Raw genomic sequence first — 25,755 nt, 5'->3', positions numbered from 1 at the left:
TAATACCATCCTCGATACCATTTTTGACAGCCCTTCCGATGACCTCAGAGCTAAACCTTAACCAAACCAGCCCAGAACTTGTATGGACATCGGCGGATGGGGAATCCCGACTCTACCACGGTAATAGCCTAGAATTGATGGCCGCTCTCCCCGCCGCTACCATTGATTGCATTTGGACCGATCCCCCCTATAACCTCTCCAATGATGGCTTCACCTGTGTTGCTGGCCGAATGGTCAAGGTCAACAAAGGGGAATGGGATCGCAGTCAAGGGGTAGAGATGGATCATGCCTTTAATAAAGCCTGGTTGGCCGCCTGCTATCGTCTCCTCAAACCCACGGGAACGATATGGGTGACGGGAACCCTTCATGTGTATCCCTCCGTTGGCTTTGCTATGCAACAGCTTGGTTTTCGGATCCTGAATGACATTATCTGGGAAAAAACCGCTCCGCCCCCCAACCTAGGATGTCGCTGCTTTACCCACGCCACCGAGTTAATCCTATGGGCAACAAAGGCCCGCAAGGGAAAGGAATCCTATACCTTTAATTACCAGGATATGAAGGCTGAAAACGGGGATAAACAGATGAAAAATGTCTGGCGTATGTCTACCCCTAGACAGAAGGAAAAGGCCCATGGCAAACACCCGACCCAAAAGCCCCTAGAGCTAGTTGATCGATGCCTGCGAGCGAGTACCCACCCTGGAGATATCGTCTTGGATCCCTTCGCGGGTTCTGCGACTACCGGTGTTGCCTCATTATCCTTAGGTCGGCGATTTATTGGCTGTGAGGCGGATGCCAATTTCGTGGAACTGTCCATCCAACGCCTAAATCAGGCACGGCGGTAGTGTTCTTTGGCTAAATTAAACTTGACTAAACTAAATAAGTAGCCTAAATACCTGAATGACTGGCAGACATTTCCAGATGGGTTTCCACCGCTTCAATCCAAAATTGCTCCGCCGCCTCTCCTGGCACAAAGGCATCCGGCTCACTGGCGTGCTGCATCAAGTACGCTAAAAACTCCGTTACCTCTAGGGCCACCTGATCCCCATCTTGGCCAGGTAAGTCCAGATTGAATTGGGCCCGAAAAATAATGTCCAGATGGGCCTCGTTTTTTGGGGAGCGGGAAAAGATCCATAACTGATGGGTGAAGTCGGGTTCGACGCGGTAGGGCGGAAATTTCTCACCGGGAAGGGAACGCAGATGTTCACAGCGGAGTAGATAACGCCCCGGGGTGCCGTTGGCGGCGAGAAGACCGCCATACTCACAGATGATCCGTCCACCTGCTTCCAATCGGGTGAATGGGGAATTGGATTGAGTCGCAGGGGTTCGGGCCGTTGGTGTGGGCAATGCATAGGATTTAAGTTGTTCGAGGAAGTCTATCATTGGCTGGTCACTACCCTTAGGATTCCCACAAAAATCGCATCTATAACATCTGACTTAAAAACATTTGACTTGAAATATTGAACCCAACGTTTTAAGCCAAAATGAATGGAAAACTGTCCCAGACTCGATGCCAGAGATGACTGATAGTTATATTTTCCCTAAATGTAATCATTGATACATCCCCCAAATTACTGAATCTTGAGGGTGAATTATTTTTATGCTTAAAAAGATATAGGGATTTTACGGAGAATCTGGGAAAATAGCCCTAGAGAGGAACGGATAACAACCGAATGATGGGGCAATTTAAGAGATATGGGCTTAAGAAATATGGGTGCAAGCTAGGGCATCTATGGGCTGTAGTTCTACTTTTGGGACTATTGTTCAGTTCTCCGGCCCTGGCCACGGGGGTGAATGAACTTCCGCTGGTATCTGCGGCGGAACCGCTCTGGGTTGTGGATCAAGGGGATGTGATTAGTCCCTTAAATGAAGGTAAATTGGGGCGATCCCTCGATGATTTAGCCCAAGAGACCGGAGTTAATGTTCATTTTGTAACGATTCATCGCTTGGATTACGGTGAAACAACGGAGAGTTTTGCGGCGGATCTATTTGCCCACTGGTTTCCGGAACTGGTGGATCAAACCAACCAAGTGGTGGTGGTGCTAGATACGGTCACCAATGGAACGGCCTTGGTGGCGGGAGATCAGGTACAAGCGCGGTTGCCTGAGGCGATCGCCACTAGCATTAGTCAAGAGACCATGCGAATTCCCTTGAAGGATGGCAACTATAATCAAGCGGTCTTAGATGGCAGTGCCCGCCTAGAAACCGTCCTACGGGGAGAGCCAGATCCGGGGCCTCCGCTGATTCGGGATGTGGTCGTTGAAAAGACCTATAAAAGTGTGGATGAAACCGACGATCGCTCCGCCACGATCATTGTGGTGGTACTCTTAATTGCGGCTACGGTGATTCCGATGATCACGTACTATTTTTACCAAGGTTCATCCTAGATTACGGTATTTACTCAAATTTAAGGAAATTAATGAAGGTTTTCACCTATCACACCCCAGAACGAGTCCCCTCCGATGGGTTGCCTGATTGTGCGATCGCCGTTGATGTCCTGCGGGCAACGACGACAATTGCCGCAGCCTTGGCTGCTGGCGCAGAAGCGGTGCAGGTGTTTAGTGACCTAGAGCAACTCATCCAGGAGAGTGATGACTGGCCCGCCGATCAACGGATTCGGGTGGGAGAGCGGGGCGGTCAAACGGTGGCGGGCTTTGATCTGGGTAATTCTCCCTTGGAATGTCACCCTGAGAGGGTTCAGGGTTGCCGCCTATTTATGAGTACCACCAATGGCACCCGGGCCTTAGAACGGATTCAAGGGGCCCCCACGGTACTCGCTGCGGCCTTAATTAATCGGGCGACGGTGGGGGACTATTTGCAGAAACATCAACTGGAAACGGTGTGGATTGTCGGGTCGGGGTGGCAAGGCAGTTATTCCCTTGAAGATACGGTTTGTGCCGGAGCGATCGCCCATTACCTCAGTCAATCCCTAGGATTGCCCCTCGAAACTCTGGCAGGGAATGATGAAACCATTGCCGCGATCGCCCTGTATGATCACTACCAAGACGACTTGTTAACCCTTTTCCATCAATGTAGCCATGGCCAACGGCTGTTGAACTTGGGTAATCATGCAGACCTCAAGTATTGTGCCCAAATAGATACTCTGTCGGTTTTACCCATCCAGGCCGAGCCGAAAGTTTTAGTTAAAACAGCCATGGATTAAGGGTCGTTCAGGAGGATCGTTCAGGATCGGTTTGACTGAATCGTTTTAACTGAGATGATCCCCTCTGGGCTAAAATTTGGGATGGGACGCATATGCTAAGGAGATGTAAACACTGTGGCCAACTTAAAAGCCATTCGCGATCGCATTAAATCAGTTAAAAATACCCGCAAAATCACGGAAGCCATGCGCCTAGTGGCGGCTGCGAAGGTGCGTCGGGCCCAAGAACAGGTTACTGCCACCCGTCCCTTTGCAGATCGCCTTGCCCAGGTTCTATACAGTCTGCAAGCTCGCCTCCGGTTTGAGGATGCCAATCTTCCTCTCTTGGCCAAACGCCCCATTAAGAAAGTTGCCCTATTAGTTATCACGGGCGATCGCGGTCTCTGTGGAGCCTACAATTCCACGGTGATTCGCCGCTCGGAAGATCGGATCAAGGAATTACAAAAAGAGGGCATTGATTACACCCTGGTGATTGTAGGTCGTAAGGCAGCTCAATATTTCCAACGGCGGGAACGGCCCATTGATGCCGTTTTTACTGGACTGGATCAAATTCCCTCCGCCAGCGAAGCGGGACAAATTGCCAATGAGTTACTGTCCCTCTTTCTCTCGGAAACGGTGGATCGGGTTGAGCTAGTTTATACCAAGTTTGTTTCCTTAATCAGCTCTCGCCCCGTCGTCCAAACCCTATTACCCTTGGATCCCCAAGGCTTAGAAAGTCCTGATGATGAAATTTTCCGCCTCACCAGCCGTGGTGGAACCTTCGATGTCAGTCGGGAGAAATCCGCTGCGCCCCTTAAACCTGTGCCCACGGACATGATCTTTGAACAGGATCCAGTACAGATTTTGGATGCCCTATTGCCCCTGTACTTGAATAATCAACTGTTACGGGCCCTGCAAGAGTCCGCAGCCTCTGAGTTGGCGGCACGGATGACGGCCATGAACAATGCCAGTGATAATGCGGTGACGCTGATTGGAACCCTGACCCTGTCCTATAATAAAGCCCGCCAAGCGGCAATTACCCAGGAAATTCTGGAAGTGGTGGCCGGGGCCCAGGCCCTTGAGTAGGGAGTTGACCCTCTGAAACTTCTATTTGTTTCCACATCCGTTGGTCCCCTAGGCACCGGGGAGGGGGGTGGTGTCGAGCTAACCCTACTGAATATGGCCCAAACCCTGGGCGATCGCGGGCATATCATTGAAGTGATTGCGCCCCATGGCTCTAGCTTGCCCCTAGGTTATCCCCTGCATCAAGTTGAGGGGGCCGTCCAGGTTCCAGCCCAACATCAAGGCCGGAATCAAGACATTGTTATGCCAGCGGGCAGTGTGTTGGCGCGGATGTGGCAGTTAGCCCAGCAGATGCAGGATCGGTTCGACCTGGTGGTGAATGTGGCCTATGACTGGTTGCCCTTTTACCTCACGCCGTTTTTAGATCGCCCCGTGGCCCATTTAGTCAGTATGGCATCGGTGTCTGAGGTGATGGATCAGGCGATCTCAGCGGTGATTGACCAATTCCCTGGCACCATTAGCGTTTATACCCGCACCCAAGCGGAAACCTTTCCCTTTGGCGATCGCTGTGTTTGTTTAGGCAGTGGCTTAGATTTATCTCTTTATGAGGTTTGTCTCGAACCAGGAGAATCTCTCTGTTGGCTGGGTCGCATTGCCCCGGAAAAAGCCCTAGAGGATGCCGTGGCAGCGGTGAATCAAACCCGTACCCCTCTGAAAATTTTGGGACAAATGCAGGATGTCGCCTACTGGCAGCAAATCCAAGCGGACTTTCCCGATGCACCGATTGAATACCTGGGATTTTTGCCCACCCAAGAGATGCAGGCCATTCTGCGGACGTGCCGCGCCCTCCTGGTCACCTCCCGCTGGGTCGAAGCCTTTGGGAATGTATTAATTGAAAGCTTGGCCTGTGGTGTCCCAGTCATTGCCTACCATCGGGGCGGCCCCAGGGAAATTGTCCGCCATGGGAAAACGGGCTGGCTGGTAGAACCGGACTCTATCCCCGGACTGATTCAAGCCATTGGTAACATCGATGCCATCGATCGCCGGGCCTGTCGTCAGCAAGCGGAAGCGGAATACAGCCTAGAGGTCTATGGGCAGCGGGTCGAAACCTGGCTCTTAGATATACTTCACCGCAAGGGAATGGTATCTTAACAATTAGAAACATTCGATTAAATCACACCTAGAGGATAACTCCTAATGGCATTAACTGTTGGTACTCCCGCCCCCAGTTTTACGACCAAAGATACCCAAGGTCAGACGGTCTCCCTAGCTGATTTTGCGGGCAAGACGGTGATTTTATACTTTTACCCCAAGGACGATACCCCTGGCTGCACAAAGGAAGCCTGTAGTTTTCGGGATAACTATGCCGCTTACCAGGGCAAGGATATTGTGGTTCTGGGGGTGAGTGGTGATGACGAGTCCTCCCATCAAGCTTTTACCGAGAAGTTTAGTCTTCCCTTTCCCCTTCTGGCCGATGTGGATAAATCGATCATGACGGCCTATGACGTTGATGGTGGCGGCTATGCCAAACGAGTCACCTATGTCATTGATGGCTCTGGCACGATTAGCCATGTCTATACCAGTGTCAAGACCGATACCCATGCCACGGATATTTTGGCAGACCTGGGACTTTAGAACCAGGATTTTAGGTTGCTGTGGCTCTTCCATGATCCTGGCTGCGGTAAAAGTCTCTCAATTCGGTCGTTATCAGACAGTTGTAGGATAACCCCATAACATAATATCGGAGTTAGACTAGACCGCCATTGCTTGACAACACCCCCTCAGAGGGAGTTATCCTACGCTTGCAGTCTAATACATGGTTATGCGGCTTCAGGTTATTTGTGGGGGTGCAGTCGCAAGGCTATCTGTAGGAAACGATCGCCCCTCCACTCACATCCGACAGTTTCGCATTAGAGCAGTAAAGCCTGCTTGGGCAAAGTGCTTATCGTAGGCAAGTGCGTCAACAATGCTCTGATCTTCCATAATCTTGAACGACACGCAATCCGTTTGGCTCCATTCTTTATCAGGACGTTGCTCGTAGAGCGTCAGTGCCGACTGAAATTGCACACTGGTCTGAGGAATGACAGTGGTATTTGGGTGCTGGTAGAGCATTCGGATGAGGTTCACAGCACTTTGTCGAAAATACTCACCGCGATCGCTAAAATCATTCAGCACCTCAACCAAAACCATTTCAGTCGTGACAATGTGAGCAGGCTGCACTGCTTTTGAGAGATTTAGAGCTTTATCATGTAAATCGTCGTGGGGATTCAAAAAAGCGATCCAGTAGCCCGTATCCGCAAACACGACCCGCATTAATCTTGTCCTTGCCTCTGTTTCTGGTAATCATCAAATCTTCTCGCTAAGTCAGTCGGGAGCTTTTTCCATTCTTCATCGGGGACTTGAGCAGAGATTTGAGCAACCAGTTCCCAAATTGGAATTGCATTTGGGTCATACGTAATCTTGGTTAAGTCAATTTTATTTGGATTAGTTTCATCTTGTGCTGAGACAGTTGGTTTGTTGGCAATCCAGCTTTCGAGTCTGGTAATTGCATCTTGTTCATTTCGCCAAGCCTCATCCCGTAGCTGATTGGCTTTGAGAACCAGATTGCCAATTTCATCTCTAATCTTTGGTTCAGGGAGTGGAATCAGAACAGAGGAAAACATCTCTTTGTCAACCTCAAGAATCACTGAGCCATAAGAGTTACGAGTAATTAAACAATATCCATAATCAGAAGCCAACCAGGCATAGAGATAACCTGCATTCATGTCTTCCGCTGCAAGAAATCGGGTTGCATGTTGATTTGCGGTCCATTTTGCCATGTAGGCAGGAATAATTTGTACTCGCCCAATGGTGCCGGAGCAAGTCACCGCAATCATATTTTCTTTTAGCTGAATCTCAGGCAGATCCTTTGTGTGAGCGCCTTTAGCCAATCCCTTAACATCTATTGGGTCGATTTGAAAGAGTTGCTTACTACTCAACAAGGGAATCCCACCCTTTTCAACGTAGGTTCGCTTGCGAAATTTCGTAACTGCTCTAATTTCTTTAGTAACTCGTGAATCGCCTACCGTAGTAACTCCAACGGATAGTTCGCTCAACTGTTTTTCAGCCGCGATCGCCACTGGATCATGAAAGCTGCCTTCTAACCGTCCCATTAATTGAGAGGCTTTGATTTTGGAGATCGCAGACGCACTCCCAGTTGGAGCAATGTCTTTCAAATAAGGTAAGCTCAACCGCTCATGCAGTAACCGATCCGCCTCATCCAACAGTCGATTTGCCTCATCACGCACTTCACTCGCCTTGCACATTAATCGACCGATCTCAATCCGACGAATCGGCGGCAAATCAGGAATCTGTACTCGCTTAAGATGCTCTAGCTCAATGTGAACGATTACTGAACCATAGGTGGCTTGAGTCAGTTGAGGGCGGCCATACCGGCTTCGTAAGAAAGCAGCGACAAAACCTGCCACATCAGGATCATTTGCACTCAATCGAATCACATCTTCTGAAACTGCTTTTCCTGTGAAAGCATCGTTTGCTAAGGCGATGTTTCCTATTGTCCCAGAGCGCGAAATTAATACATCCCATTTCTGAACTGCAAGAATGTCCAATTTTCGGGTGTATTTACGGCTTAGATAACGATCAGTTTCGGGACGCAAGCTAATGATGTCTGAACTAGAAAGGAATGGTATCCCTTGCTCAGACTTTACATAGATTCGTTTGAATCGAAAAGCATTATGAGCTTCCTGACAAAGCCCCCCCTCGCCATAAAGCGAAATCAGTTGTAAACCACTGTTTTCCAAAGCAGTCACCGCATTATGGGCTTCGATGCTAAACGCAGAGGCTTCCAGGCGAACGCCAGCATTCAAGACTTCGCTGAGTTTGATCGTCGTTGAGAGTTTTTCAGACTCATCGGCAGGCGAGATCAGTGTATATTCCAGTTGAAAGGCGTAGTTTACCATCCCAGTACCACCTGCTTTTTCCAGTCGATAAACTCGTTGGCTACCTGCTCGGTATCATCATCTTCCTGCTTCTGGCGAGCTAAAGGTCTAACTGTGCCTTCTCCAGTTGCCGTGCGCTCAAGTAAAGGAATTGTCTCTTGATCTTTAGGTGGATACAGTATCTCTTCCCCTTCTTCATTGCGTCTGTAGACGGTCTTACCTCGCTTATCATGCCCGATCGCTTTCACCTGTGCCATAAAAATTTCATAGTCGGGCATCGTTCCCCGATTAATTTCCTCCTCAGTTTTCTTCTGAAGAATCAGAACTGAGGTTTGGGTGCCATTGCGAGGCTGGAAGGTATCAGGATGCAGGTCAATGGATGCCACAATGCGGCAATGCTTAATCATCCAATATCGGACATAGAGCAAGCCCGGTGCGCCCAGAATTGCATCTGGCAACACAATTCCCATTCGTCCACTGGGCTTGAGGAATTGCCAGCATCGCTCAATAAACAAAATTTCTGGAGGAGCAGAGGTTTGAAGCTGATCCGTGGGTTCCCAACCTGTTTCCGTTTCTCGCCAAACATGACCCAGTTGGTATTGCTTTAAAGTTTCTTGATCTTTAATCGGCAGTTTTGATCCAAAAGGCGGATTAGTAGCAATTAGATCGAAATGCGCCAAATCTTTTTCACCGCGTAAGCTTTTTGGATCAATATTCAGTGCCTTAGCAAACTGTTTGCGAAAACTACCTTCCCACTGATGGGGATGCAACAATGAATCCTGCCTGAAAATATTTCCAGACCCATCGTTATTCATCACCATATTCATTTTGGTTGCTTTAACCAGGTCTGGATTAATATCAATCCCGAAGAAATTGGATCGAGCAGTTTCCTTGATGCTTTCATTGAGCGCCTCACTCCATACCCCAGCCTGTTCAGCAACCTTGCCAGACTGTTTCTTGATTTGTGTTTTAAGCTTCTCGATCACTTCATTCATCGCAATGACCAGAAACCCACCTGTTCCACAAGACTGATCGAGGACTTTATCGGTCACCTTTGGATCAAGCATCCGAATCGTCATTTTTTGAACATTTCTCGGCGTGAAAAATTCACCGCGATCGCCTCTTAGGTTTGCTCCAACAAGCTCTTCATACGCTTTACCCTTCACATCAATATTCGTACTCAGAAAGCTATACCGTTGAAGCTCACCTACGATATAAGCTAGCGATCGGGGCTGGAGCTTGATTTCATCATTGGCATCAAAAATAGCGGGATACTGCTTCTTAACAGCATCAAAGATTTTACTAATTCTATTGAAGACAGTTAGCCGACCATCATTACTTTTTTTTTCAAGAGCTGTTGCATAAAATTCCAATGGACTTCTAACATTGCGTTCATCATAAATCTTGCAGAAAATAACCTTCAAAAGCTCAAAAAATGCAGGTTGCTTCTGCAATCCATCTGTGACATAAATATGGTCGTGGCAGATTTTGAAGGAAAATAGTAAATTGTCTCCAACTGCATTTTTTAGAGCGTCACGAGTGGGGCGATCGACCTCTTCAATGTTTCCATCTTTAGAAGGAATATCATTAGGCTCTTCATACTCAATTCCTTCTTCCGTCCTAATTCGACGTAAAACAGTCTTTTTCTTACCATTTGTCCACATTCCCCACTCTGAGTTGTCACAGGCAGCCATATAAGATCTAAGCTGCTCAACTCCATCTTTACTAGCGGAGGGGGGCACTGAGTCTTTTTTACACTCGATGATGATCCAAATATTTTCCTGATTGTGCTGATCTCCTTCGCGGAAGATAGCTAGATCGACGCGAACCGTCTTACTACCCTGTTTAATGGGATACTCAACTTCGATCTGTTCCGGCAAATAGCCCAATTCCAGCACCAACCGACGCTCGATGTTCTGCCGAACATATTCTTCGGGCGTATCATTGCGGATTTTCTGGTCTATGAAGTCACAGACCTTGCCGTCTGGAAGTGTCGCCAAAAGCTTGGACATTGCCCTTACACCACAGCCTCAAGAAAATTTACCCTCTTTAATGTTTTACCAGTAAATGATCTGTTACGATCAGTCTCTTACTTTAAATTTACAAGCTGAAAGTACTGATAGCAGGGCAAAGAGGCTATTGAGATTAGGTTAGGGCAACCTCTCTCTATTTGCAGCCGTGAGCGTATCTGTCAGGTAGCGTCAGCCATAACATAAGCTTCTAGACATCATTGGTTTAAGTCATTTGTGGTGCGGATACTTGGGTCGATATTGAGGCGTATAGCAAAGCAAAAGAAAGCTGGTTAAAGGGATTTTTAGAATTAGCCAATGGCATCCTGTCCCATGACACCATCTCTCAGGGTTGTTTGCCACCCTAAACCTAGAAGCGTTACAGGCGTGTTTTTTGGGTTGGACTCAAGGCTAAACGACTTAAAGCTGGATGAGGCAATAATTATCTTGCTCGTATCCTTGCCAATTAAGTATGCGTTTGCCCTGTGACTATACCAATCCTCTGCTGTCACCCATCCCAGGACAGGGTATACTAGCGGGCGTGAGTTTCGTTAGTTTTAATAAACCATGGGCAGTAAAGTTGATGTTTTGGAATTGACCGGCATTTTTGGTGGTTCCCAAGCCCTAGAATTTCGGCAAGACATTGCCCGGCGTATGGATACGGGAACAGAAGTAATCCTAATCGACTGCGGTGGTATTTCCTTTATGGATAGCTCGGGCCTAGGGGCCCTAGTGGTGGCATTAAAAAATGTCCGGGCCAAGAATGGGCAACTTTTCCTCTGTTCGATTCCAGATCAGGTCAAAATGCTCCTTGATCTCACCAGTATGGATAAGGTTTTTCGTATCCTTAAGGATCAGCAGGAATTTGATACAACCATCCGGCCGACGTTGACTTAACAGCTTAGCAAGTGTGTTGGCTCAGTTGATTTCTCGAACCTTGGGGGTCTCACCGTCTAATTCCCCGACCAAAATAATATCAGCCACACCCACAAATAGGCCATTCTCAAGAACCCCAGGAATATTATTCAGGGAGGCCTCAAGGGAAGCTGGATCCTTAATTTCATCAAAGGTGACATCTAAAACCAAGTTGCCTTGATCGGTAATGACGGGGCCATCTTTTTTTACGCCCATGCGGAGATTGGGTTGCCCCCCCATTTTTTCCACAGCCCGGGTGACTGGACTCAGGGCAAGGGGTAAGAGTTCAATGGGCACAGGGAAGGTGGAACCCAGACGATCCACAAGCTTGCTGCTATCCACGACGACTATAAATTCGTCGGCAAGGGAATCGACAATTTTTTCGCGGGTATGGGCGGCTCCGCCCCCCTTAATCAGATTTTTGTCCGGGTCTACTTCGTCTGCACCATCGATCGCCAGGTCTAGGTGCTCAACATCATCTAGGGTGACGAGGGGGATGCCATACTTTTTAGCGAGGACAGAGGCCTGAAACGAGGTGGGAATGCCGCGAATATCGGTTAATTCTCTTGAACGGAGGCGATCGCCTAGGAATTGGATCACAAAGGCCGTAGTTGATCCCGTGCCCAGACCCACCACCATACCTGATTTCACCCGCTCGGCGGCAGCTTTGGCTACGGCTTGCTTCATTAATTTAACGGCATCACTCATAGAAATCCTTGAGCTACAACTGTCCCACTATGTTTAGTGATTTGGGTTTCTTGATCAGGTTGATGGATCAACACCCAGGGACAATCTGCCCACCTCCAAATAGGGTTTATTTTTTATACGTGTTCATTTTATGATGATCAGGGTACTGATCCGGCATGGATGGCAGCGGCCAACGTAAATTTTAGCCCTCCGGTTCTAGGGGAGCAGTCCCATCTTCGGTCTCATTTAATTGCTCAAGCTTGGGTAGGTTGTCCACCTGAAAATATTGATGAAAGCGTTCTGTCACCTGCACCCAGTAGGAACGACCCGTGTTTTGGCGACGGCGACTCACGAACCCAAGGGTGAGTAATTCCTGAACATGCTGGTAGGCACTCGATCCTCGCAATTCCACCAGTTCGGACTGGGCAATGGGGCCGCGAAAGGCAATCATGGCCAAGGTGCGTTGGGCGGCAATGCCTAAATCCACGGGCACTAGGGTCTGAACCAAATCCCGATAGGCCTCTTTTAACTGTAGGCAATAGCCCGCATCGGTTTCGACAATTTCTAGGGCGGTGTGGCGATGGGCATAGTCATTGAATAATTCCACTAGGCCGAGTTCCACATCCTGGCGATCGCTACCGGCATAATCTGCCAATTGGGCCAGGGTAAGGGGCTGGGCCTTGAGGTACAGAATTGCCTCTAAACGGACGGCGAGGGATAGGTTTGCATCCGGTTCCAACTGACACCAATCCTAGGGTTTCAGTAATAGGTAATAAAGCTGCCCTGGGGTATTAATTAAGCCGGCCCGCGCCTTGGCGGTATCTCCCGTACCCATAAAAATATCCACCCGGCCGGGGCCGCGAATGGCACTGCCCGTATCCTGGTCCAAGACAAAGCGACTAACGGGGCGTTGTTCCCAGTCATGATTCACGGCAAAGGGCAAGGCCGTCTCAATAATGGCTAATCCTCCCGGGGGCATTAAGCTCTTATCGGTGGCAATGGATCGCTCTGGGGTGACAGGAACGGAAATACTGCCACTGGCAGGGGAACCCGCCGTATTAGCAAAAAAAACAAAACTTTTATTTCGGGGAATATAGTTGTCCAGTTCCTCCGGATTGGCTTCAAAATAGGCGATGAGTCGGGGTAGGGTCAGTTCTTCCCGGGCAATTTTACCGTCTTTAATCAGTTCTTGGCCAATACTGGTGTAGGGATGATTGGTTTTCCCTGCATAGCCCACGGTCATGATTTGCCCATTGGTCAACCGCAACTGGGCGGAACCCTGCACCTGAATTAAAAAGGCTTCCATGCGATCGCGCAGCCACACCAGTTCTAGTCCTTGTAGTTTTCCCTGCTGCCACTGTTGACCATCAGCCCCTTCGAGGTCGGCACGGGTGGGATGGGGTTCGGGCCATTGCCCAAAGTCAGGAGGGCGGCGAAAGAGGGGATAGCGATAGTCTGCGGTGGGAACCGCGCTGGCTTGATAGGTGGGTTCGTAGTAGCCCGTAAAGGAAACCGTTCCCATACCATCATGGCCCACGGACTGGTAAAAATTAAATTCGCGGCGGACGGCGGCCTGCAATTCCTGAGGGGAGTGGCTATGGCGGACTAAATGGCGAAATCGCTGGAGGCTGCGGATCATGCGTTGATGCAAGTCAGGGCCAAATTGGGCCCCCGCTTGGCCCTCAGCGGTATAGGCGGCATAGTCAGCTTTGGCTTTAGGGGTACGCAAATAGCGCAAACTTTCATCAATGGATCGCAATAATCGCTGGCGATCGCCCCCCGGCCCCCACAGGCCTGTATCTAACCCCACATCGGCTGGAACCTCAGGAAGGGGACGCATTTGCAATGGAGCCGGAGAACTAGTCAAGCCTAAAAGGGTGACTCCAGCAATCATCACGGTTTGGTAGGCAATCGTGGGCAACCAACTCATGGCAATTTTACGTTACGAATTAATTGGTACTAACTAAAGCGATCGACACTAGAGCTAAAGACCGGCTCAACCCGAATGGCAATCACCCGGGACGGACGAATCACCATGTACTCCCCCTGGATATTTTTAATGGGTACGGAGATGAAGTCATTGGAATCGGCCTTGGCCACTAGCTCACTGCTGTACCATTTCTGAAATTCTTGAATGGAGGGGAAGCGAACTTCTTCCCGGTGGCCTCCCTCAATGAGAAGGTGAACTGCAAATTCGGATGGCGTTCTCGGCATAGGGGCGATCGTTCACAGCACCCCCATTATCAACCCTAATGGAACAATTCGACAGGTTCTTCTTAAGGAGGATGCCATAATGCTCTATAGGCATTTCACAGGATTGTTACCCATCGGTGCTTGTTTCTTTTCTTGCTCCCCTATCCTTGGCCACTCAATCCTTCCTTGGGGATACGCGGCTTGATATTATCATCCTGATCCTGACGCTAGTGGTTTCTGCCCTCTTTTCCGGTTCAGAGACGGCAATCACCGCCCTAGATAACTTCAAACTGCGGGCCCTGATTAAAGAGCAGGGGGATCCCACGGGCTTATTTCGGCTGGTATTGGAGAAGCGCACCCGTTTTGTCACAACCCTGCTGATTGGCAATACCCTGGCCAACAATATCTCTGCCATTCTCATTGGTAATTTATTTACGGGCTGGTTTGGTAATGCGGCCCTGGGAATTGCTACGGGGGTTGCCACCCTATTGATTTTAATCTTTGGGGAGATTACGCCGAAGTCCCTAGCAATTATCCATTCAATGGCTATTTTTAAGCTGGTGGTGCGGCCCATCTACTGGATGTCCGTGATCTTCTGGCCCTTTGTCTATACCTTGGAAAAGGTTGTCCAGCAGATTCTGCGGTTGTTTCGTGCTCCCACGGGTTCGGAGGGAGAGTCCCTAGAAGATTTACAATTAATGATTGAAATTTTGGGTGGGCGCGGCCAACTCGATCTACAAAAGCGGCAACTTTTGAATAAAGCTCTAGCCCTAGATAGCTTAAATGTCCGCGCCGTAGTGCGGCCACGGATTCAGATGCAAACAATTCCGAAGGATGAGACCCTCCAGGATTTGGTGAGTCTTTGCTTGGAAACGGGCTATTCCCGCATTCCGGTTCAAGAAGAAACGAAGGACGAAATTATTGGGGTGGTGAATCTTAAGCAGGCTCTCCAACACTTGAAAACCATAGGCAATGATCCGGTAACAGCGGTAATGGATTCTCCAGTCTATGTCCCAGAAACTAAACGTCTTGCAGACTTACTCAAGGAAATGCTGCGCCAACAACTGCACTTGGTGATTGTGGTGGATGAGTACGGTGGCACAGTGGGACTCATTACTCTGGAGGATATTTTAGAAGAACTGGTGGGTGAAATTTACGATGAAAGTGATTTCCCCAGTATGGCAGCGGTGGCAGCACGACGGCAACGGCGTTGGTTTAATTAAAAAAGTTTCAAATGCCCTTGAGATAACAAGGTAGAGCAATTTTTGGGAGTCTAACAACAGGTTGGAGCAGCAAAAGTGATTGTTGCTATGGCTCGCGTTAGGGGTTGGGAGAAAAATCAAGGAAAATTGTGTAAGCTAACGATAGTTCCAATTTACCTGTGCCCTGATGTTGGTACATTGCACTCACCCTAGTTGTCGTCAACCCCAGAATCAGTTGCCGGAGTTAGATGATCCACGCCAGCGGCGGGCAATTCCGCAACGTTTTTGTACGACCTGTAGAATGCCCCTAATTCTTCAGGGTCACTATGTCGCGGAAAAGGTATTGGGAGCCGGGGGGTTTGGGGCTGCTTATTTAGCGCGGGATTTGAATACGCCTAGTTTGCGCCAATGTGTGATCAAGCAATTACGACCAAATTTTACGGATCCAGGGGATATTCAGAAGGCCCATGAACTGTTCGAGCGAGAGGGAACCGTTTTAGAGAAATTGGGCGAACATCCCCAGATTCCCTATTTGTTTGCGTTTTTTGATTTAGAGATTAAAACGAATCTGGGGCAGCATCCCGATCGCTTTTTTTACTTAGTCCAAGAGTTGGTTGAGGGAGACAGCCTTGAAGATGAGTTGATCCGGCAGGGCCCCTTGAGTGAGGCTCAAGTTTTACAGCTTTTGCAGGAACTTTTACCAGTGTTGCAGTTTATCCACGATCGCAGGTCAATTCATCGGGATATTAAGCCGTCCAATATTATGCGGCAGAAGGTGGCTAATGTTCCGGGACAGTCGCGACTGTATTTAATTGATTTTGGGGCAGTAAAACAGTTTTCAGGCACTCAACTCACCCAAAAAGGACACCATACCAGCATTTATACACCGTACTTTGCACCACCGGAACAGATACGGGGTGATCGGGTATCGCCCAGTTCAGATTTGTATGCCTTGGCAGTAACGTGTTTGGTGCTATTGACCGGGAAAGGGCCTGAGACATTATTTGATGCTTATCGTGGCCGTTGGAATTGGTCTGCAACGGTGAGTTCAAATTTACAAAATGTTTTAGAAAAAATGTTAAAACCTTTGCCCGGAGATCGCTATGGGTCTGCCAATGAGGTGTTAGCTGCCTTAAGTTTTTCTGAGAACAAGTCTAAAGCATCTACAAATCAAGTTGTTTTACGTCTTGAAGAACGTGCGAGTCTTGAAGAACGTGAAAAATTAGCCAGTGATCCAAACACTCCTATTTTTGTTTTGGAGCAATTAGCAAATGATACCCATAGAATAGTACGGCGAAAAGTTGCAGAAAATCCAAATACTTCTTCATCAATTTTGGAATACCTTGCCCAGGACCAAGAATCCTTCAGTGTGCGTCGAGCGGTTGCCAAGAATCTAAATACTCCTATTGCTGTTCTCATTAACTTAGCAAAAGATAAACAATTAGATGTAGTTAAGGCAGCTTACGATAATCCTCAGTTTCCTGAATCAGAGCATCAGGAACTAGCACCTGTTCCTTCCAAACCTTTTCATCCAGGACGAATGAGATCTGTTTCTGAGAAATTAAAACAACAGCAGGACGATTTTGAACGAGAATATAAGGAAGCAATAAAAAATATTGAAAAAGAAAAAAAAGCAAAGCTTAGTAATTTTTCCAAAAAACAGATAGAAGGTTCAACTATTGGAGCAAAGTTTATCGTATTTATTAGTGGCTCAATGCAATGTTTACTAGGATATTATGCAATTCAACTTGGTGGATTAATGGTTGTTTTTGCTTGTTTATGGATTACTTTTTGGGGACTAGTAACACTTATGATGATATCTCTTCCAACTGTTAGTGAAAAAACATATTCAAAAATATGGAAAATAAAAAACGACGCAGAAGAGCATAAAAAGAATACAAAAAAAGAATTTGAGAAAAAACAAGATCAATTCAAACAAAAAATGCGTGAGTCTATTAATCACTTTAAGAGAATTCCAGCCAATACATTAACAGAAGAATATATTGTTACCCTGAGTGACGAAGATCAATTTCTTCTGCTTCAAGCTATACAAGAACGAGAAGATCGAGATAAATTTGACAAAAATGTTCGTGTGGGCCTTAAAGCTCTAGCTGCAACGGGCGTACTAGTGTCACTATTTACTGGACTTCCTTTTTTCTTCTAGAATTAATTTAATACAAGCCACCCTGCTCCTATGGCATCAACCCTTGAACAAAAAACCTACACAAGATCAGTGAGAGAGAGGGACTTTGATCTTTTCTTCCCTGCTCAAAAAAAAGACCAGCAATAATTACTGGTCATTCAGCCCGATTATATCTTGTCTCAATCAGAGGTACACCCCCGCACAAACGTGCTACCGAAGTATGGGCTTGTGCAGAAAAGTAAGCTGATTACCTAATAGAGTAAGGGAACAAGGATCACAAAAGTTCATACATAATAGTTTGCTAAAGATATTCTCAGGATAGATAAGTATATTTAATGTTTTATTCCCTAGGATCGGGGATGGCGGTGGCAACCAAGTTGGCTATAGGTCTGTTAAGGAAGAAATAGTTAGGACAGAATGGGTATCATCGACCGGCTGATCCTGAAAGAGGGCATTCTCTCGATTCAGCCAAATGGGGTTAATCCCACTGGCGATCGCCCCTTGGACATCTTCACTCCAGCTATCACCAATATGCCAGGCCTGCTCTGGGGAAATGGAGTACGCCTCCAAGGCCCTGTGGAAAATCTCAATATCGGGTTTGGCGGCTCCCACCTGACTTGATAGGGTAAGGGAACTAAAAAACTCCCCTAGGCCCAATACCTGGAGCACCTGATGCAAGCGGCTATCAAAATTTGAGATCACCGCCAAGGCAGTACCATGACTTTGCCAGTAGTTCAATGCTGGCAGAACATCAGGGTAGAGATACCAGGGAGCCGCGGTTTCGTAATAGGCAAAGAGGGGTTGAAAAAACTGATCAAAATCTGGGAATAGACCTAGGGCATCCACTGCGGCAAAACTGTTTGCGGCCACATCTTTCCACCAGTGGTATTCCAGTTGGGGTAATGCTGGGGGGGACACCCCTGGAAAGGCACACCGGGGTGCGGCGCGAAAGGAGGCAATGAAGGCCTGATTCAGTTGGGTTGCGTCTACATTAACTCCGGCATTAGCGGCAAATTGGCTGTAGACATTGCCAACGGATTGCCGTAGGCCAAACAATGTGCCAACGGCATCGAGGAAAATAACCTGGGGAGCCATCAATGGCAAACTCTGTGACATACCTTCTCTAGGTTGACTGACCAGATCAGTCTCTTGCTCCTAAAGAATGGGATCAAATTGATAGTTGGAGCCACGGGGGCCGCTGGTTCCCGGTACAGCTTTCACCAGGGGCACTTGATCAAAATCACTGCCTTGGGTGGTGGTTCCGGAAATTTGTACCCCTTGACTGAGAATTTGATTTACCCCTGAGCGATCGCCCCCCTGCTCCATGGCTTGGACGAGGGCTTGGGTGGCATCATAGGCGGTGGTGGTACGCCAACTCACCCGTCCTTTCCAGGCTTCGGCAGCTTCCTGGGCAAACGGATCACCGGGACTGGTACTCCAGGGAACGGCTAAAACAATGTCCGCGATCGCCCGATCGCCCTTGAGGAGTAAATCCGGTGTATAGAGTTGATCGCTTCCCAATATTGGCAGGGGAGTACCATTGGCTTGGTTGGCGATCGCCAGGGAAATGGCATCATCCACCTTAGCCCGGCTGAGGGCCAAAATCATGGTAGTTGCACCCGCCTGCCGGGCCGCACTCACCGCTTGACTGGGATTAAAATTGGCCGCGGCAGTATCAATTTCTATCACTACCTGGCCGCGAAACTGGGGAATAGCGGCCGCCAACTTGGTCTTTAACTCATCACTGTAGGGACTATCGGAGTTATAGATTAGGGCAATCCTTGGATTGGGTGCGTTGTTTGCAGCGTACTCCGCCAGGGTTTTGGCCGAATTATCCAGATAGGACGTGAGTAACTCACTGCCCTTTTGGGATAAGGAGAGGGTTTGCAGATTGATGCGACCACCGCCAGCATTATTTACGCTGGTTGTGAGGGGAGAAAGGGCCGCCATCTGCGCCTGTTCATACTGTTCTAGGGCTTCCCGACTACGACCATCCACCCCATGACCCAGCACCCCTTGGATATTCTGGATGCCAATTAAATCATTGGCTAAACTGGCGGCACCGTTGGGGGTATTTTCATTGGCGATCGCCACTTCCAGGAGACGGGGGGAAGACTGGCGATTAAATTGATCTTGGTATTGGGCCACCCCCCGTAAAATTTCCTTGGCCGTATCAGGGCTTTGACTAATGGGAACCACTGTAGCCAGGGTCAAGGGCTGACCGTTTTGGCGGGCCCGGGCATTATTCAAATAAATGCGCGCCTCGGGATCATTGGGGTCTTGATCCGCTAGCTGCTGGTAGGCCTCAATGGCTGTGGGCCAATCTTCCTGGGCAAAGGCCTGGGCTGCTTTTTGCTTTAATTCCGCCCGCTGGGGATTGGGTTCATTAATGAGGATTTTCTCCCCTTGACTGATGTAGGCACTATTGGCCGCACTGGTTTGACTAATTAATCCCGTGATCATGGTGGGTGAGGGGGCCGGACTGGTCGTGGTGGGCAAGGACTCCGGCGATCGCTCGGTAATGAGTCGATAGGCTAAAAATCCTCCCCCCCCTAAAAGAGCTAAGACCACTAGGGCGGCAATAATGGCAGCAATGGGAGCCTTCCCCGCCGGAGATGGAGATGACCCCATGGCTTCGCGGGGGAGACCACAAAGGGCACAGTCTGGTCCATAGTTCTCATAGGGCTGGTGGGGGCCTGAGGCATTGGCATAGGTTTGACCATTTTTGGGAACCCCATCACAAATCCAGCTACCCGACGCTTGCGCCCCCGACACTTGAGCCATGGTCTTAATCTCCCCGATAATCCGTTGCTGGTTCCCTAGACTGCGACTGGTTCCGCTTCTACTTCTAGTTCAGCTTCCTCAACCTCAACGGTGATGGTCATAAATCGAATCACCTGATCACTCAAGCGCATCGCCTTTTCCATGGCAGCAATACAGCTACCGTTGCCATAGTAATTCATTTGAATGTAAATGCCTTCCCGTAGTTTGTGAATCGGATAGGCAAACCGCCGCTTACCCCGATGTTGAATTTGCAGCTTTGTCGCCCCATTATTTTCTAAAATGGCTTGATACTGACCAATGACCTGTTCAATTTGCTCTTCTCCCAGATCAGGGCGGATAATGTACATTGTTTCGTAGGCTTGAGCCATCGTGTCATAACTCCTTATGGACAAACGGCCTCTGGTAATGGTATCCAGAAGCAAGGCTTTACAATTCTAACACCGGGATTATCATTTGTTTGAGGGGGCAAGTTGCAGCGTTACGTCCGGGTTCAAACCCCAGAAGGAATGGTCTATTACGGTTCGCTTCAAGTCAACCGTGAGGTGGAGGTGTGGGATGCGGCACCGTGGCTACAGGGCCAGCCTACGGGTACGGTTCTAGGGACAGATGCCTACCAACTCCTTGCCCCCTGTCTCCCTTCCAAGATTGTGGCGGTTGGCCGCAATTACCCGAAACATGCGGCGGAGATGGGGAGTGCGGTTCCGGATCATCCCTTAATTTTTCTGAAGCCACCGACGACGATTCAAGCACCAGAGCGTCCAATTTGGTATCCTTCCCAAACTCAGCAGGTGGACTACGAAGGGGAATTAGCATTGATCATCGGCGATCGCTGCCGGGAATGCTCAGAAACGGAAGCCATCGAGAAAATATGGGGTTACACCATTGCCAATGATGTGACTGCCCGGGATTTACAGAAGTCTGAGCAACAGTGGACTCGTTCCAAGGGATTTGATACTTTTTGTCCCCTCGGGCCTTGGGTTGTCCGCAATGTAGATGCCGCAGCCCGCCTGCAAACCTTTGTCAATGACGATCCCCAGCCCCGACAAGCTGCCACCCTGGATCAGATGGTGTTTAAGCCCGCCGTTTTGGTGTCATTTATTAGTCAAGTGATGACCTTATTTCCGGGGGATGTGATTTTAACCGGCACACCGGATGGCATTGGCCCGTTACATCCTGGCGATCTCGTCCGGGTTGAAATTGAAGGCATTGGCAGTCTGATTTCAATCATGGGTCATCCCGATCAGGATCAAAACGCTTCCTTTAGTTCCGTGGAAAATCCCTAGTCCTTAGGAAAACCATGGATTCTCCGATTTGGCAGCCCTTTACCCAAATGAAAACCGCCGATCCACCCTTGATGGTGCGACGGGGCAGGGGAGCTACCTTAGAACTGGAGGACGGACGCAAAATATTAGACTGTATTTCCAGTTGGTGGGTGACGATCCATGGCCATGGTCATCCGGTCTTAGCCGAGCGGCTTTACCAGCAGGCCCAAGAGCTAGAACATGTGATTTTTACAGGGTTTAGCCATGAGCCAGCGGAGCAGCTTGCCCGGAAACTTCTGGATCATGTCCCCCAGTCCTTAACACGGGTCTTTTTTTCGGATAATGGTTCAACGGCCGTAGAAGTGGCCCTGAAAATGGCTTACCAATATTGGCAACGGTGTGGCCAGCCCCAGCGATCGCGGTTTTTGGGTTTTGAGGGGGGCTACCATGGCGACACATTGGGGGCAATGGCAGTGGGCCAGAGCTCTCCCTGGTGGAAGTCCTTCCAACCCTTGCTCTATCCCTTCGATATGGTGCCCTTTCCGGCAACCTATCCTGGCGATCGCCACGTAGATGAAAAAGAGGCCCAGGCATTGGCTGTTTTGGATCGCTTCCTCAGCGAACAGGGCCAGGAATATGCTGGCATTTTTATTGAACCCCTTGTCCAGGGAGCGGCGGGAATGCGGATCTGTCGCCCGGAATTTTTACAGGCCCTAGAGGGGCGATCGCGGCAAGCGGGCCTATTACTCATCTATGACGAAGTGATGACCGGCTTTGGCCGCACTGGGGAACTCTTCGCCTGCTTAAAATCAGGAACCACCCCCGATTTACTCTGTCTCTCCAAAGGACTATCGGGGGGATGTTTACCCTTAGCCGTCACCTTAGCAACAGAAGACATTTATCAAGCCTTTTATAAAGATGATCTCAGTCAGGCCTTTTTCCATAGCCATTCCTATACCGGCAATCCCCTGGCCTGTGCTGTGGGGGTCACATCCCTAGAGTTATTGGAGCAAGAACCCCAGGTTTATCAACGACTAGAAACCCTCCATTGGCAATTCATGGGGAAATGGCTCGGAGATCATCCCCTGGTTCACCAACAACGCACCTGTGGCACGATCGCTGCCATGGAGATTCAAACCCAGGGAGGGGGAGATTATTTTGATGCCCTGGGGCCACGCCTACGGCAATGTTTTTTAGAGGCCGGTTTTTTGATTCGCCCCCTCGGAAACACCATTTATCTAATGCCTCCCTACTGTATAACCCCAGCACAACTGGAATCAGCCTATGAAATCATTCGTCAGGTAATTGATTCAGTTAGCTAAATTTCAAGGGCAAAAAATAATACTCCGCATATGAATGAAACTGTTTATATCGAAACCAGTATTCTGGGCTATCTCACAGCTAGATCAACCAAAAACCTGATTCTGGCAGCAAATATAGAAATTACAAAGGAGTGGTGGCAGTCTCGTCGGAGTGTTTTCACACTTTATATCTCAAAAATTGTCCTGGATGAGGTGGCACGGGGAGATCCTGAGATTGCGGCTAATCGGCTGGAAATTCTCAGTGAAGTCCCCTTAGTTGAACTCAATCAAGCTGTGCAAAGTTTAGCAGCCCATTTTCTTTCCCGTAGCAACCTTCCGCCTAAGGCTTCTGACGATGCGGTTCACATTGCTGCTGCCACCGTCCACGGCTTGGATTACCTGCTAACCTGGAATTGTAAGCATATTGCAAACGCCCAGATTCAAAGGAAACTTGAAGAAATCAGTTTTGATCTTGGATACCAACTACCTGTAATTTGCACTCCCTACGAATTATTAGGAGATTGAGCGATGGGGCAAGACGAGATCCTAGATGAAATTCATAAGATTCGTGAAGAACATGCCAAGTCTTTTAATTACGACTTAGATGCCATGTTTGCAGACTGGCAAAAAAGGCAGTCAGAAGATGGAAGAAAAGTCGTCAGTTTGCCGCCAAAACGCACTTTAATAACACGTTGGAGCGAACGGACGAGAGATATTAGTGGGGATGCTGAGGATACTAGTCGCCGCTCAATTTAGCCGTCAATTAAAGAATCACCCTGGGTTTGGCAACCTTCGAGGGCGGGACAATAGGAGCAAGGGATCAATTAGCCCACCAACAGATTTTCTTCTGGGTAATGGACAGAGGTGGGCCGCGGATCGCCAATAACTGCCCCCATCAATAGCAGTACCCCTACCCGGCCGACAAACATGGTAATAATTAGCAACACCTTAGAAATGATGCTTAAACTTGCCGTAATTCCTGTGGAAAGACCGACCGTAGCAAAGGCGGAAACCACCTCAAATAAAATCTTAATAAAATCAATATCTGGCTCTGAAATGGCGATAAATGTCGTCGATAAAATCACCATAAAAAAGGAGCCTACGGTAACAGCCACCGCCTTGAGAATCAGGGAGGTTGGAACTTGACGCTCGTAGAGAAGGACATTCTCTTTGCCGCGGAGGGTCGATTTGGTAATTCCCGTTAAAATCCGCAGGGTTGTTGTTTTAATGCCACCGGCAGTTCCCCCTGGACTCCCACCAATGAACATCAGGGCAATGGTAATCACTAATGCTCCATTGGCCATTGAGCCAATATCAATGGTATTGAACCCGGCGGTACGAGCGGTTACGGACTGAAACCAAGCTAAAAGGATTTGTTGACTGGTTGAAAAAATATCAAATTCCTGGGGCGATCGCGTTTCCGTAAAAAAGAAGGCAACGGTTCCTAAAATCAAAAGGACGGCGGTGGTACTCGTCACAATCTTAAAGTTCAGGCTAAAGTTCATTAAAGCGGCCTTTCGAGCTAGACGACCAGGATTCGCCCATAGTTTCAGGCATTCCCTCATCCAGGTATAAAATTCAAAGATTACCTCATAGCCAATGCCACCAAAAATAATTAGGGCAGAGATCATGAAGTTTAATGGGACAGACATTTGAAACCCGATTAGGTTGTCACTAAATAAACTAAATCCGGCATTATTCCAGGCACTAATACTATGAAAAAGGGCAAACCAGAGGCTCTGTTGGGGGCTGAACTGTCCCTGGAAAACAAACCAAAGCACAATAATGCCAGTGATTTCAAAGAGTAGGGTTAAGCCGAAAATGGAGCGTACTAATTGCCTTGCCCCTTGGATGCCCTGGCGATCGAGGGCCTGTTGAATGGCAATTTTTTCCCGTAGATTAAATTTTCTCCCTAGCAAGATAATGAGAAAGGTGTTGGCGGTCATATAGCCCAGTCCCCCCACTTGAATCAGGAGCAAGATAATGACTTGCCCTAGGGGTGAAAAATAGGTGGCCGTATCCACCACAATATGGCCCGTAACACAGACCGCCGACGTGGCAGTGAATAGGGCGACAATGAATTGGTTCCACTCCCCACTACTGGTGGCGAAGGGCAACATCAACAGCACTGTCCCGATCGCAATCACGGTGAGAAAGCCTAGGCAGATTGTGCGGGGAACGGTCATGCAAAAAGTCCTTAGTTTTCACTATGGTCGAGACTTGACCCCATTTTGCCAGAATTCAGGGAACCGCGTTAGGGAAATAGGGATCGGGATTTCTACGGGGGTGTTACAAAACGCAACAATTATTTTTGGGTAGAAATACGCTAGTCACTCCCAGTTTCTAGAGGGATGATAGAAATGTAGGTAGAGAAGAGCCAAACAGCAAATCACCGTTAGATAAAGGTTAGATAAACAACGTGACTTCTGGTTCTTGACTTAATTCCCTACCTCCTGTGAGAGGCACGGTACCACCCCGCGACGCAAAATAATGGTGGTCTTGTCAATTCCTTAGCTCACACAAGGGGGAAAATCAAATGTTAGTACGGCATACAAGCAAATTTTTGGTTCCAGTTGCTATTCTAGCTGCGTTATCCTTAACGCCCAAAGTGTTGGCAGATACCAGCCCTGCGGACACCGGTGGAGATCAAATTACTGTTGAAAATCCACTGTTGAACCAAATCTCTTTCTCTGTTTCCAATGGGACAATTTCATTGACTAATGGGTATACCGGTGTTACCAACCAAGCCATTGGTACGGTTAATGTCAAGTCTAATGCGGCGGATGGTTTCACAGTTCAAGTTAAGTCCTTGAATGGTGGTGTTTTTAAGCTGGGTGCCACAGAACATACCATGCCCTATGGCTTGCGTTATAACAGCACGACTAGCATCAATGCGGGCAGTTGGGGTACGGCGGATACCTTTGTCAGCACTCCGTTGGAAGACAGTGCTTTCAATGCAGATGCTGCCACCAGTGCTGGGGTTGACCGGGCTGTGGATGTGACCATTGCCGATAGTGCGGTTGCCGGTCGTCCTGCCGGTGATTATACCGATACCCTGACCTTCCGGTTGACGGCTAAATAGTCGCTCTTCCGTTGAATCAGGAGCATGGATAGTTTGTGAGATAGGGATTGACTTCATCTCTCCCCGGGCAATGGAAACTC

At 48.6% G+C, this 25,755-nt stretch carries 26 protein-coding genes and 1 pseudogene; 15 read left to right on the top strand and 12 right to left on the bottom strand.

Going from position 1 to position 25,755, the window contains the following annotated elements:
* The first annotated feature begins 23 nt into the window (after positions 1-23).
* A complete protein-coding gene (locus L3556_RS06615; protein ID WP_277866513.1) occupies positions 24-842 on the top strand; it encodes a DNA-methyltransferase in 819 nt (272 codons plus the stop codon).
* 43 nt (positions 843-885) lie between these two features.
* Here L3556_RS06615 and L3556_RS06610 read toward each other — a convergent pair whose 3' ends face one another.
* Positions 886-1,380, bottom strand: coding sequence for a hypothetical protein (locus L3556_RS06610; RefSeq protein WP_277866512.1), 495 nt, complete (start codon positions 1,378-1,380; stop codon positions 886-888).
* Between the two features lie 368 nt (positions 1,381-1,748).
* Between L3556_RS06610 and psb32 the strand changes: the two genes are divergently transcribed.
* From psb32 to L3556_RS06585, 5 genes are all read left to right on the top strand, one after another.
* Positions 1,749-2,384, top strand: a complete 636-nt coding sequence (gene psb32 / locus L3556_RS06605) for a photosystem II repair protein Psb32 (protein ID WP_277866511.1) — start codon at positions 1,749-1,751, stop codon at positions 2,382-2,384.
* Positions 2,385-2,416: 32 nt separating this feature from the next.
* Entirely contained in the window at positions 2,417-3,160 is a 744-nt protein-coding gene (locus tag L3556_RS06600) for a 2-phosphosulfolactate phosphatase family protein (RefSeq protein ID WP_277866510.1), read from the top strand.
* A gap of 114 nt (positions 3,161-3,274) precedes the next feature.
* The gene (locus L3556_RS06595; RefSeq protein ID WP_277866509.1) at positions 3,275-4,222 is read left to right on the top strand and encodes a F0F1 ATP synthase subunit gamma; all 948 of its coding nucleotides are present in this window, start codon (positions 3,275-3,277) and stop codon (positions 4,220-4,222) included.
* Between the two features lie 93 nt (positions 4,223-4,315).
* Positions 4,316-5,311 carry a glycosyltransferase family 4 protein gene (locus tag L3556_RS06590; RefSeq protein ID WP_277866508.1) on the top strand — a complete coding sequence of 332 codons (996 nt, stop codon included), beginning with the start codon at positions 4,316-4,318 and terminating at the stop codon, positions 5,309-5,311.
* 45 nt (positions 5,312-5,356) lie between these two features.
* A complete protein-coding gene (locus L3556_RS06585; RefSeq protein WP_277866507.1) occupies positions 5,357-5,794 on the top strand; it encodes a peroxiredoxin in 438 nt (145 codons plus the stop codon).
* A 255-nt stretch (positions 5,795-6,049) separates the two neighbouring features.
* Here the strand turns inward: L3556_RS06585 and L3556_RS06580 are convergent, their stop codons facing one another.
* Genes L3556_RS06580 through L3556_RS06570 form a run of 3 tightly spaced genes read right to left on the bottom strand, consistent with a single transcriptional unit; the run spans position 6,050 to position 10,109 of the window.
* The gene (locus L3556_RS06580; RefSeq protein ID WP_277866506.1) at positions 6,050-6,472 is read right to left on the bottom strand and encodes a type II toxin-antitoxin system VapC family toxin; all 423 of its coding nucleotides are present in this window, start codon (positions 6,470-6,472) and stop codon (positions 6,050-6,052) included.
* Positions 6,472-8,118 carry a restriction endonuclease subunit S gene (locus L3556_RS06575; protein WP_277866505.1) on the bottom strand — a complete coding sequence of 549 codons (1,647 nt, stop codon included), beginning with the start codon at positions 8,116-8,118 and terminating at the stop codon, positions 6,472-6,474. Before L3556_RS06575 ends, L3556_RS06580 begins: the two co-directional genes overlap by 1 nt.
* Complete coding sequence (locus L3556_RS06570) at positions 8,112-10,109, bottom strand: type I restriction-modification system subunit M (protein ID WP_277866504.1); 1,998 nt, start codon at positions 10,107-10,109, stop codon at positions 8,112-8,114. The genes L3556_RS06575 and L3556_RS06570 overlap by 7 nt, the downstream gene beginning before the upstream one ends.
* Before the next feature lie 227 nt (positions 10,110-10,336).
* Between L3556_RS06570 and L3556_RS06565 the strand changes: the two are divergent.
* Positions 10,337-10,515, top strand: a pseudogene (locus L3556_RS06565) (transposase family protein); the annotation flags it as partial.
* 158 nt (positions 10,516-10,673) lie between these two features.
* Positions 10,674-11,003, top strand: a complete 330-nt coding sequence (locus L3556_RS06560) for an STAS domain-containing protein (RefSeq protein WP_277866503.1) — start codon at positions 10,674-10,676, stop codon at positions 11,001-11,003.
* A 21-nt stretch (positions 11,004-11,024) separates the two neighbouring features.
* Here L3556_RS06560 and rpiA read toward each other — a convergent pair whose 3' ends face one another.
* The 4 genes from rpiA to L3556_RS06540 form a co-directional block, all read right to left on the bottom strand.
* Complete coding sequence (gene rpiA, locus L3556_RS06555; protein WP_277867606.1) at positions 11,025-11,735, bottom strand: ribose-5-phosphate isomerase RpiA; 711 nt, start codon at positions 11,733-11,735, stop codon at positions 11,025-11,027.
* A 175-nt stretch (positions 11,736-11,910) separates the two neighbouring features.
* A complete protein-coding gene (scpB, locus tag L3556_RS06550; protein ID WP_277866502.1) occupies positions 11,911-12,447 on the bottom strand; it encodes an SMC-Scp complex subunit ScpB in 537 nt (178 codons plus the stop codon).
* Between the two features lie 12 nt (positions 12,448-12,459).
* The gene (gene mltA, locus L3556_RS06545; RefSeq protein WP_277866501.1) at positions 12,460-13,638 is read right to left on the bottom strand and encodes a murein transglycosylase A; all 1,179 of its coding nucleotides are present in this window, start codon (positions 13,636-13,638) and stop codon (positions 12,460-12,462) included.
* A gap of 29 nt (positions 13,639-13,667) precedes the next feature.
* Positions 13,668-13,922, bottom strand: a complete 255-nt coding sequence (locus L3556_RS06540) for a hypothetical protein (protein ID WP_277866500.1) — start codon at positions 13,920-13,922, stop codon at positions 13,668-13,670.
* Between the two features lie 116 nt (positions 13,923-14,038).
* Between L3556_RS06540 and L3556_RS06535 the strand changes: the two genes are divergently transcribed.
* Positions 14,039-15,124 (top strand): hemolysin family protein, encoded by a 1,086-nt coding sequence (locus tag L3556_RS06535; RefSeq protein ID WP_277866499.1) that lies wholly within the window; start codon positions 14,039-14,041, stop codon positions 15,122-15,124.
* Between the two features lie 166 nt (positions 15,125-15,290).
* Positions 15,291-17,267, top strand: coding sequence for a protein kinase domain-containing protein (locus L3556_RS06530; RefSeq protein WP_338405714.1), 1,977 nt, complete (start codon positions 15,291-15,293; stop codon positions 17,265-17,267).
* Between the two features lie 360 nt (positions 17,268-17,627).
* Here L3556_RS06530 and L3556_RS06525 read toward each other — a convergent pair whose 3' ends face one another.
* Genes L3556_RS06525 through rpsF form a run of 3 tightly spaced genes read right to left on the bottom strand, consistent with a single transcriptional unit; the run spans position 17,628 to position 20,398 of the window.
* Positions 17,628-18,362, bottom strand: a complete 735-nt coding sequence (locus tag L3556_RS06525) for an HAD-IA family hydrolase (RefSeq protein WP_277866497.1) — start codon at positions 18,360-18,362, stop codon at positions 17,628-17,630.
* A 39-nt stretch (positions 18,363-18,401) separates the two neighbouring features.
* Complete coding sequence (locus L3556_RS06520) at positions 18,402-20,030, bottom strand: ABC transporter substrate-binding protein (protein ID WP_277866496.1); 1,629 nt, start codon at positions 20,028-20,030, stop codon at positions 18,402-18,404.
* Positions 20,031-20,065: 35 nt separating this feature from the next.
* Positions 20,066-20,398 (bottom strand): 30S ribosomal protein S6, encoded by a 333-nt coding sequence (gene rpsF, locus L3556_RS06515; RefSeq protein ID WP_277866495.1) that lies wholly within the window; start codon positions 20,396-20,398, stop codon positions 20,066-20,068.
* A 102-nt stretch (positions 20,399-20,500) separates the two neighbouring features.
* Here rpsF and L3556_RS06510 point away from each other — a divergent pair, with 102 nt between their 5' ends.
* Genes L3556_RS06510 through L3556_RS06495 form a run of 4 tightly spaced genes read left to right on the top strand, consistent with a single transcriptional unit; the run spans position 20,501 to position 23,349 of the window.
* Complete coding sequence (locus tag L3556_RS06510; RefSeq protein WP_277866494.1) at positions 20,501-21,313, top strand: fumarylacetoacetate hydrolase family protein; 813 nt, start codon at positions 20,501-20,503, stop codon at positions 21,311-21,313.
* Between the two features lie 14 nt (positions 21,314-21,327).
* On the top strand, positions 21,328-22,614 hold the full coding sequence (gene bioA / locus L3556_RS06505; RefSeq protein WP_277866493.1) for an adenosylmethionine--8-amino-7-oxononanoate transaminase: 1,287 nt from the start codon (positions 21,328-21,330) through the stop codon (positions 22,612-22,614).
* A 30-nt stretch (positions 22,615-22,644) separates the two neighbouring features.
* On the top strand, positions 22,645-23,118 hold the full coding sequence (locus L3556_RS06500; RefSeq protein ID WP_277866492.1) for a type II toxin-antitoxin system VapC family toxin: 474 nt from the start codon (positions 22,645-22,647) through the stop codon (positions 23,116-23,118).
* A gap of 3 nt (positions 23,119-23,121) precedes the next feature.
* Positions 23,122-23,349, top strand: coding sequence for a hypothetical protein (locus tag L3556_RS06495; RefSeq protein ID WP_277866491.1), 228 nt, complete (start codon positions 23,122-23,124; stop codon positions 23,347-23,349).
* Positions 23,350-23,417: 68 nt separating this feature from the next.
* Here L3556_RS06495 and L3556_RS06490 read toward each other — a convergent pair whose 3' ends face one another.
* Positions 23,418-24,779: a TrkH family potassium uptake protein gene (locus L3556_RS06490; protein WP_277866490.1), complete on the bottom strand. Its 1,362-nt coding sequence runs from the start codon at positions 24,777-24,779 to the stop codon at positions 23,418-23,420.
* A gap of 350 nt (positions 24,780-25,129) precedes the next feature.
* Here L3556_RS06490 and L3556_RS06485 point away from each other — a divergent pair, with 350 nt between their 5' ends.
* The gene (locus L3556_RS06485) at positions 25,130-25,675 is read left to right on the top strand and encodes a hypothetical protein (RefSeq protein WP_277866489.1); all 546 of its coding nucleotides are present in this window, start codon (positions 25,130-25,132) and stop codon (positions 25,673-25,675) included.
* Positions 25,676-25,755: the final 80 nt, after the last annotated feature.

The organism is Candidatus Synechococcus calcipolaris G9 (assembly GCF_029582805.1).
Classification (GTDB): Bacteria; Cyanobacteriota; Cyanobacteriia; order Thermosynechococcales; family Thermosynechococcaceae; genus Synechococcus_F; species Synechococcus_F calcipolaris.
This window is presented reverse-complemented; position numbering and strand designations above follow the sequence as displayed.

What these genes read in the sequence shown, in the direction of transcription:
- rpsF (WP_277866495.1), bottom strand. Translation starts at nt 20,398, where the DNA reads ATGGCTCAAGCCTACGAAACAATGTACATTATCCGCCCTGATCTGGGA.
- L3556_RS06580 (WP_277866506.1), bottom strand. Translation starts at nt 6,472, where the DNA reads ATGCGGGTCGTGTTTGCGGATACGGGCTACTGGATCGCTTTTTTGAAT.
- L3556_RS06575 (WP_277866505.1), bottom strand. Translation starts at nt 8,118, where the DNA reads ATGGTAAACTACGCCTTTCAACTGGAATATACACTGATCTCGCCTGCC.
- L3556_RS06520 (WP_277866496.1), bottom strand. Translation starts at nt 20,030, where the DNA reads ATGGCTCAAGTGTCGGGGGCGCAAGCGTCGGGTAGCTGGATTTGTGAT.
- L3556_RS06530 (WP_338405714.1), top strand. Translation starts at nt 15,291, where the DNA reads ATGTTGGTACATTGCACTCACCCTAGTTGTCGTCAACCCCAGAATCAG.
- L3556_RS06525 (WP_277866497.1), bottom strand. Translation starts at nt 18,362, where the DNA reads ATGTCACAGAGTTTGCCATTGATGGCTCCCCAGGTTATTTTCCTCGAT.
- L3556_RS06540 (WP_277866500.1), bottom strand. Translation starts at nt 13,922, where the DNA reads ATGCCGAGAACGCCATCCGAATTTGCAGTTCACCTTCTCATTGAGGGA.
- L3556_RS06490 (WP_277866490.1), bottom strand. Translation starts at nt 24,779, where the DNA reads ATGACCGTTCCCCGCACAATCTGCCTAGGCTTTCTCACCGTGATTGCG.
- L3556_RS06495 (WP_277866491.1), top strand. Translation starts at nt 23,122, where the DNA reads ATGGGGCAAGACGAGATCCTAGATGAAATTCATAAGATTCGTGAAGAA.
- L3556_RS06500 (WP_277866492.1), top strand. Translation starts at nt 22,645, where the DNA reads ATGAATGAAACTGTTTATATCGAAACCAGTATTCTGGGCTATCTCACA.
- L3556_RS06590 (WP_277866508.1), top strand. Translation starts at nt 4,316, where the DNA reads ATGGCCCAAACCCTGGGCGATCGCGGGCATATCATTGAAGTGATTGCG.
- bioA (WP_277866493.1), top strand. Translation starts at nt 21,328, where the DNA reads ATGGATTCTCCGATTTGGCAGCCCTTTACCCAAATGAAAACCGCCGAT.
- mltA (WP_277866501.1), bottom strand. Translation starts at nt 13,638, where the DNA reads ATGAGTTGGTTGCCCACGATTGCCTACCAAACCGTGATGATTGCTGGA.
- L3556_RS06585 (WP_277866507.1), top strand. Translation starts at nt 5,357, where the DNA reads ATGGCATTAACTGTTGGTACTCCCGCCCCCAGTTTTACGACCAAAGAT.
- L3556_RS06610 (WP_277866512.1), bottom strand. Translation starts at nt 1,380, where the DNA reads ATGATAGACTTCCTCGAACAACTTAAATCCTATGCATTGCCCACACCA.
- L3556_RS06600 (WP_277866510.1), top strand. Translation starts at nt 2,417, where the DNA reads ATGAAGGTTTTCACCTATCACACCCCAGAACGAGTCCCCTCCGATGGG.
- L3556_RS06560 (WP_277866503.1), top strand. Translation starts at nt 10,674, where the DNA reads ATGGGCAGTAAAGTTGATGTTTTGGAATTGACCGGCATTTTTGGTGGT.
- L3556_RS06485 (WP_277866489.1), top strand. Translation starts at nt 25,130, where the DNA reads ATGTTAGTACGGCATACAAGCAAATTTTTGGTTCCAGTTGCTATTCTA.
- L3556_RS06570 (WP_277866504.1), bottom strand. Translation starts at nt 10,109, where the DNA reads ATGTCCAAGCTTTTGGCGACACTTCCAGACGGCAAGGTCTGTGACTTC.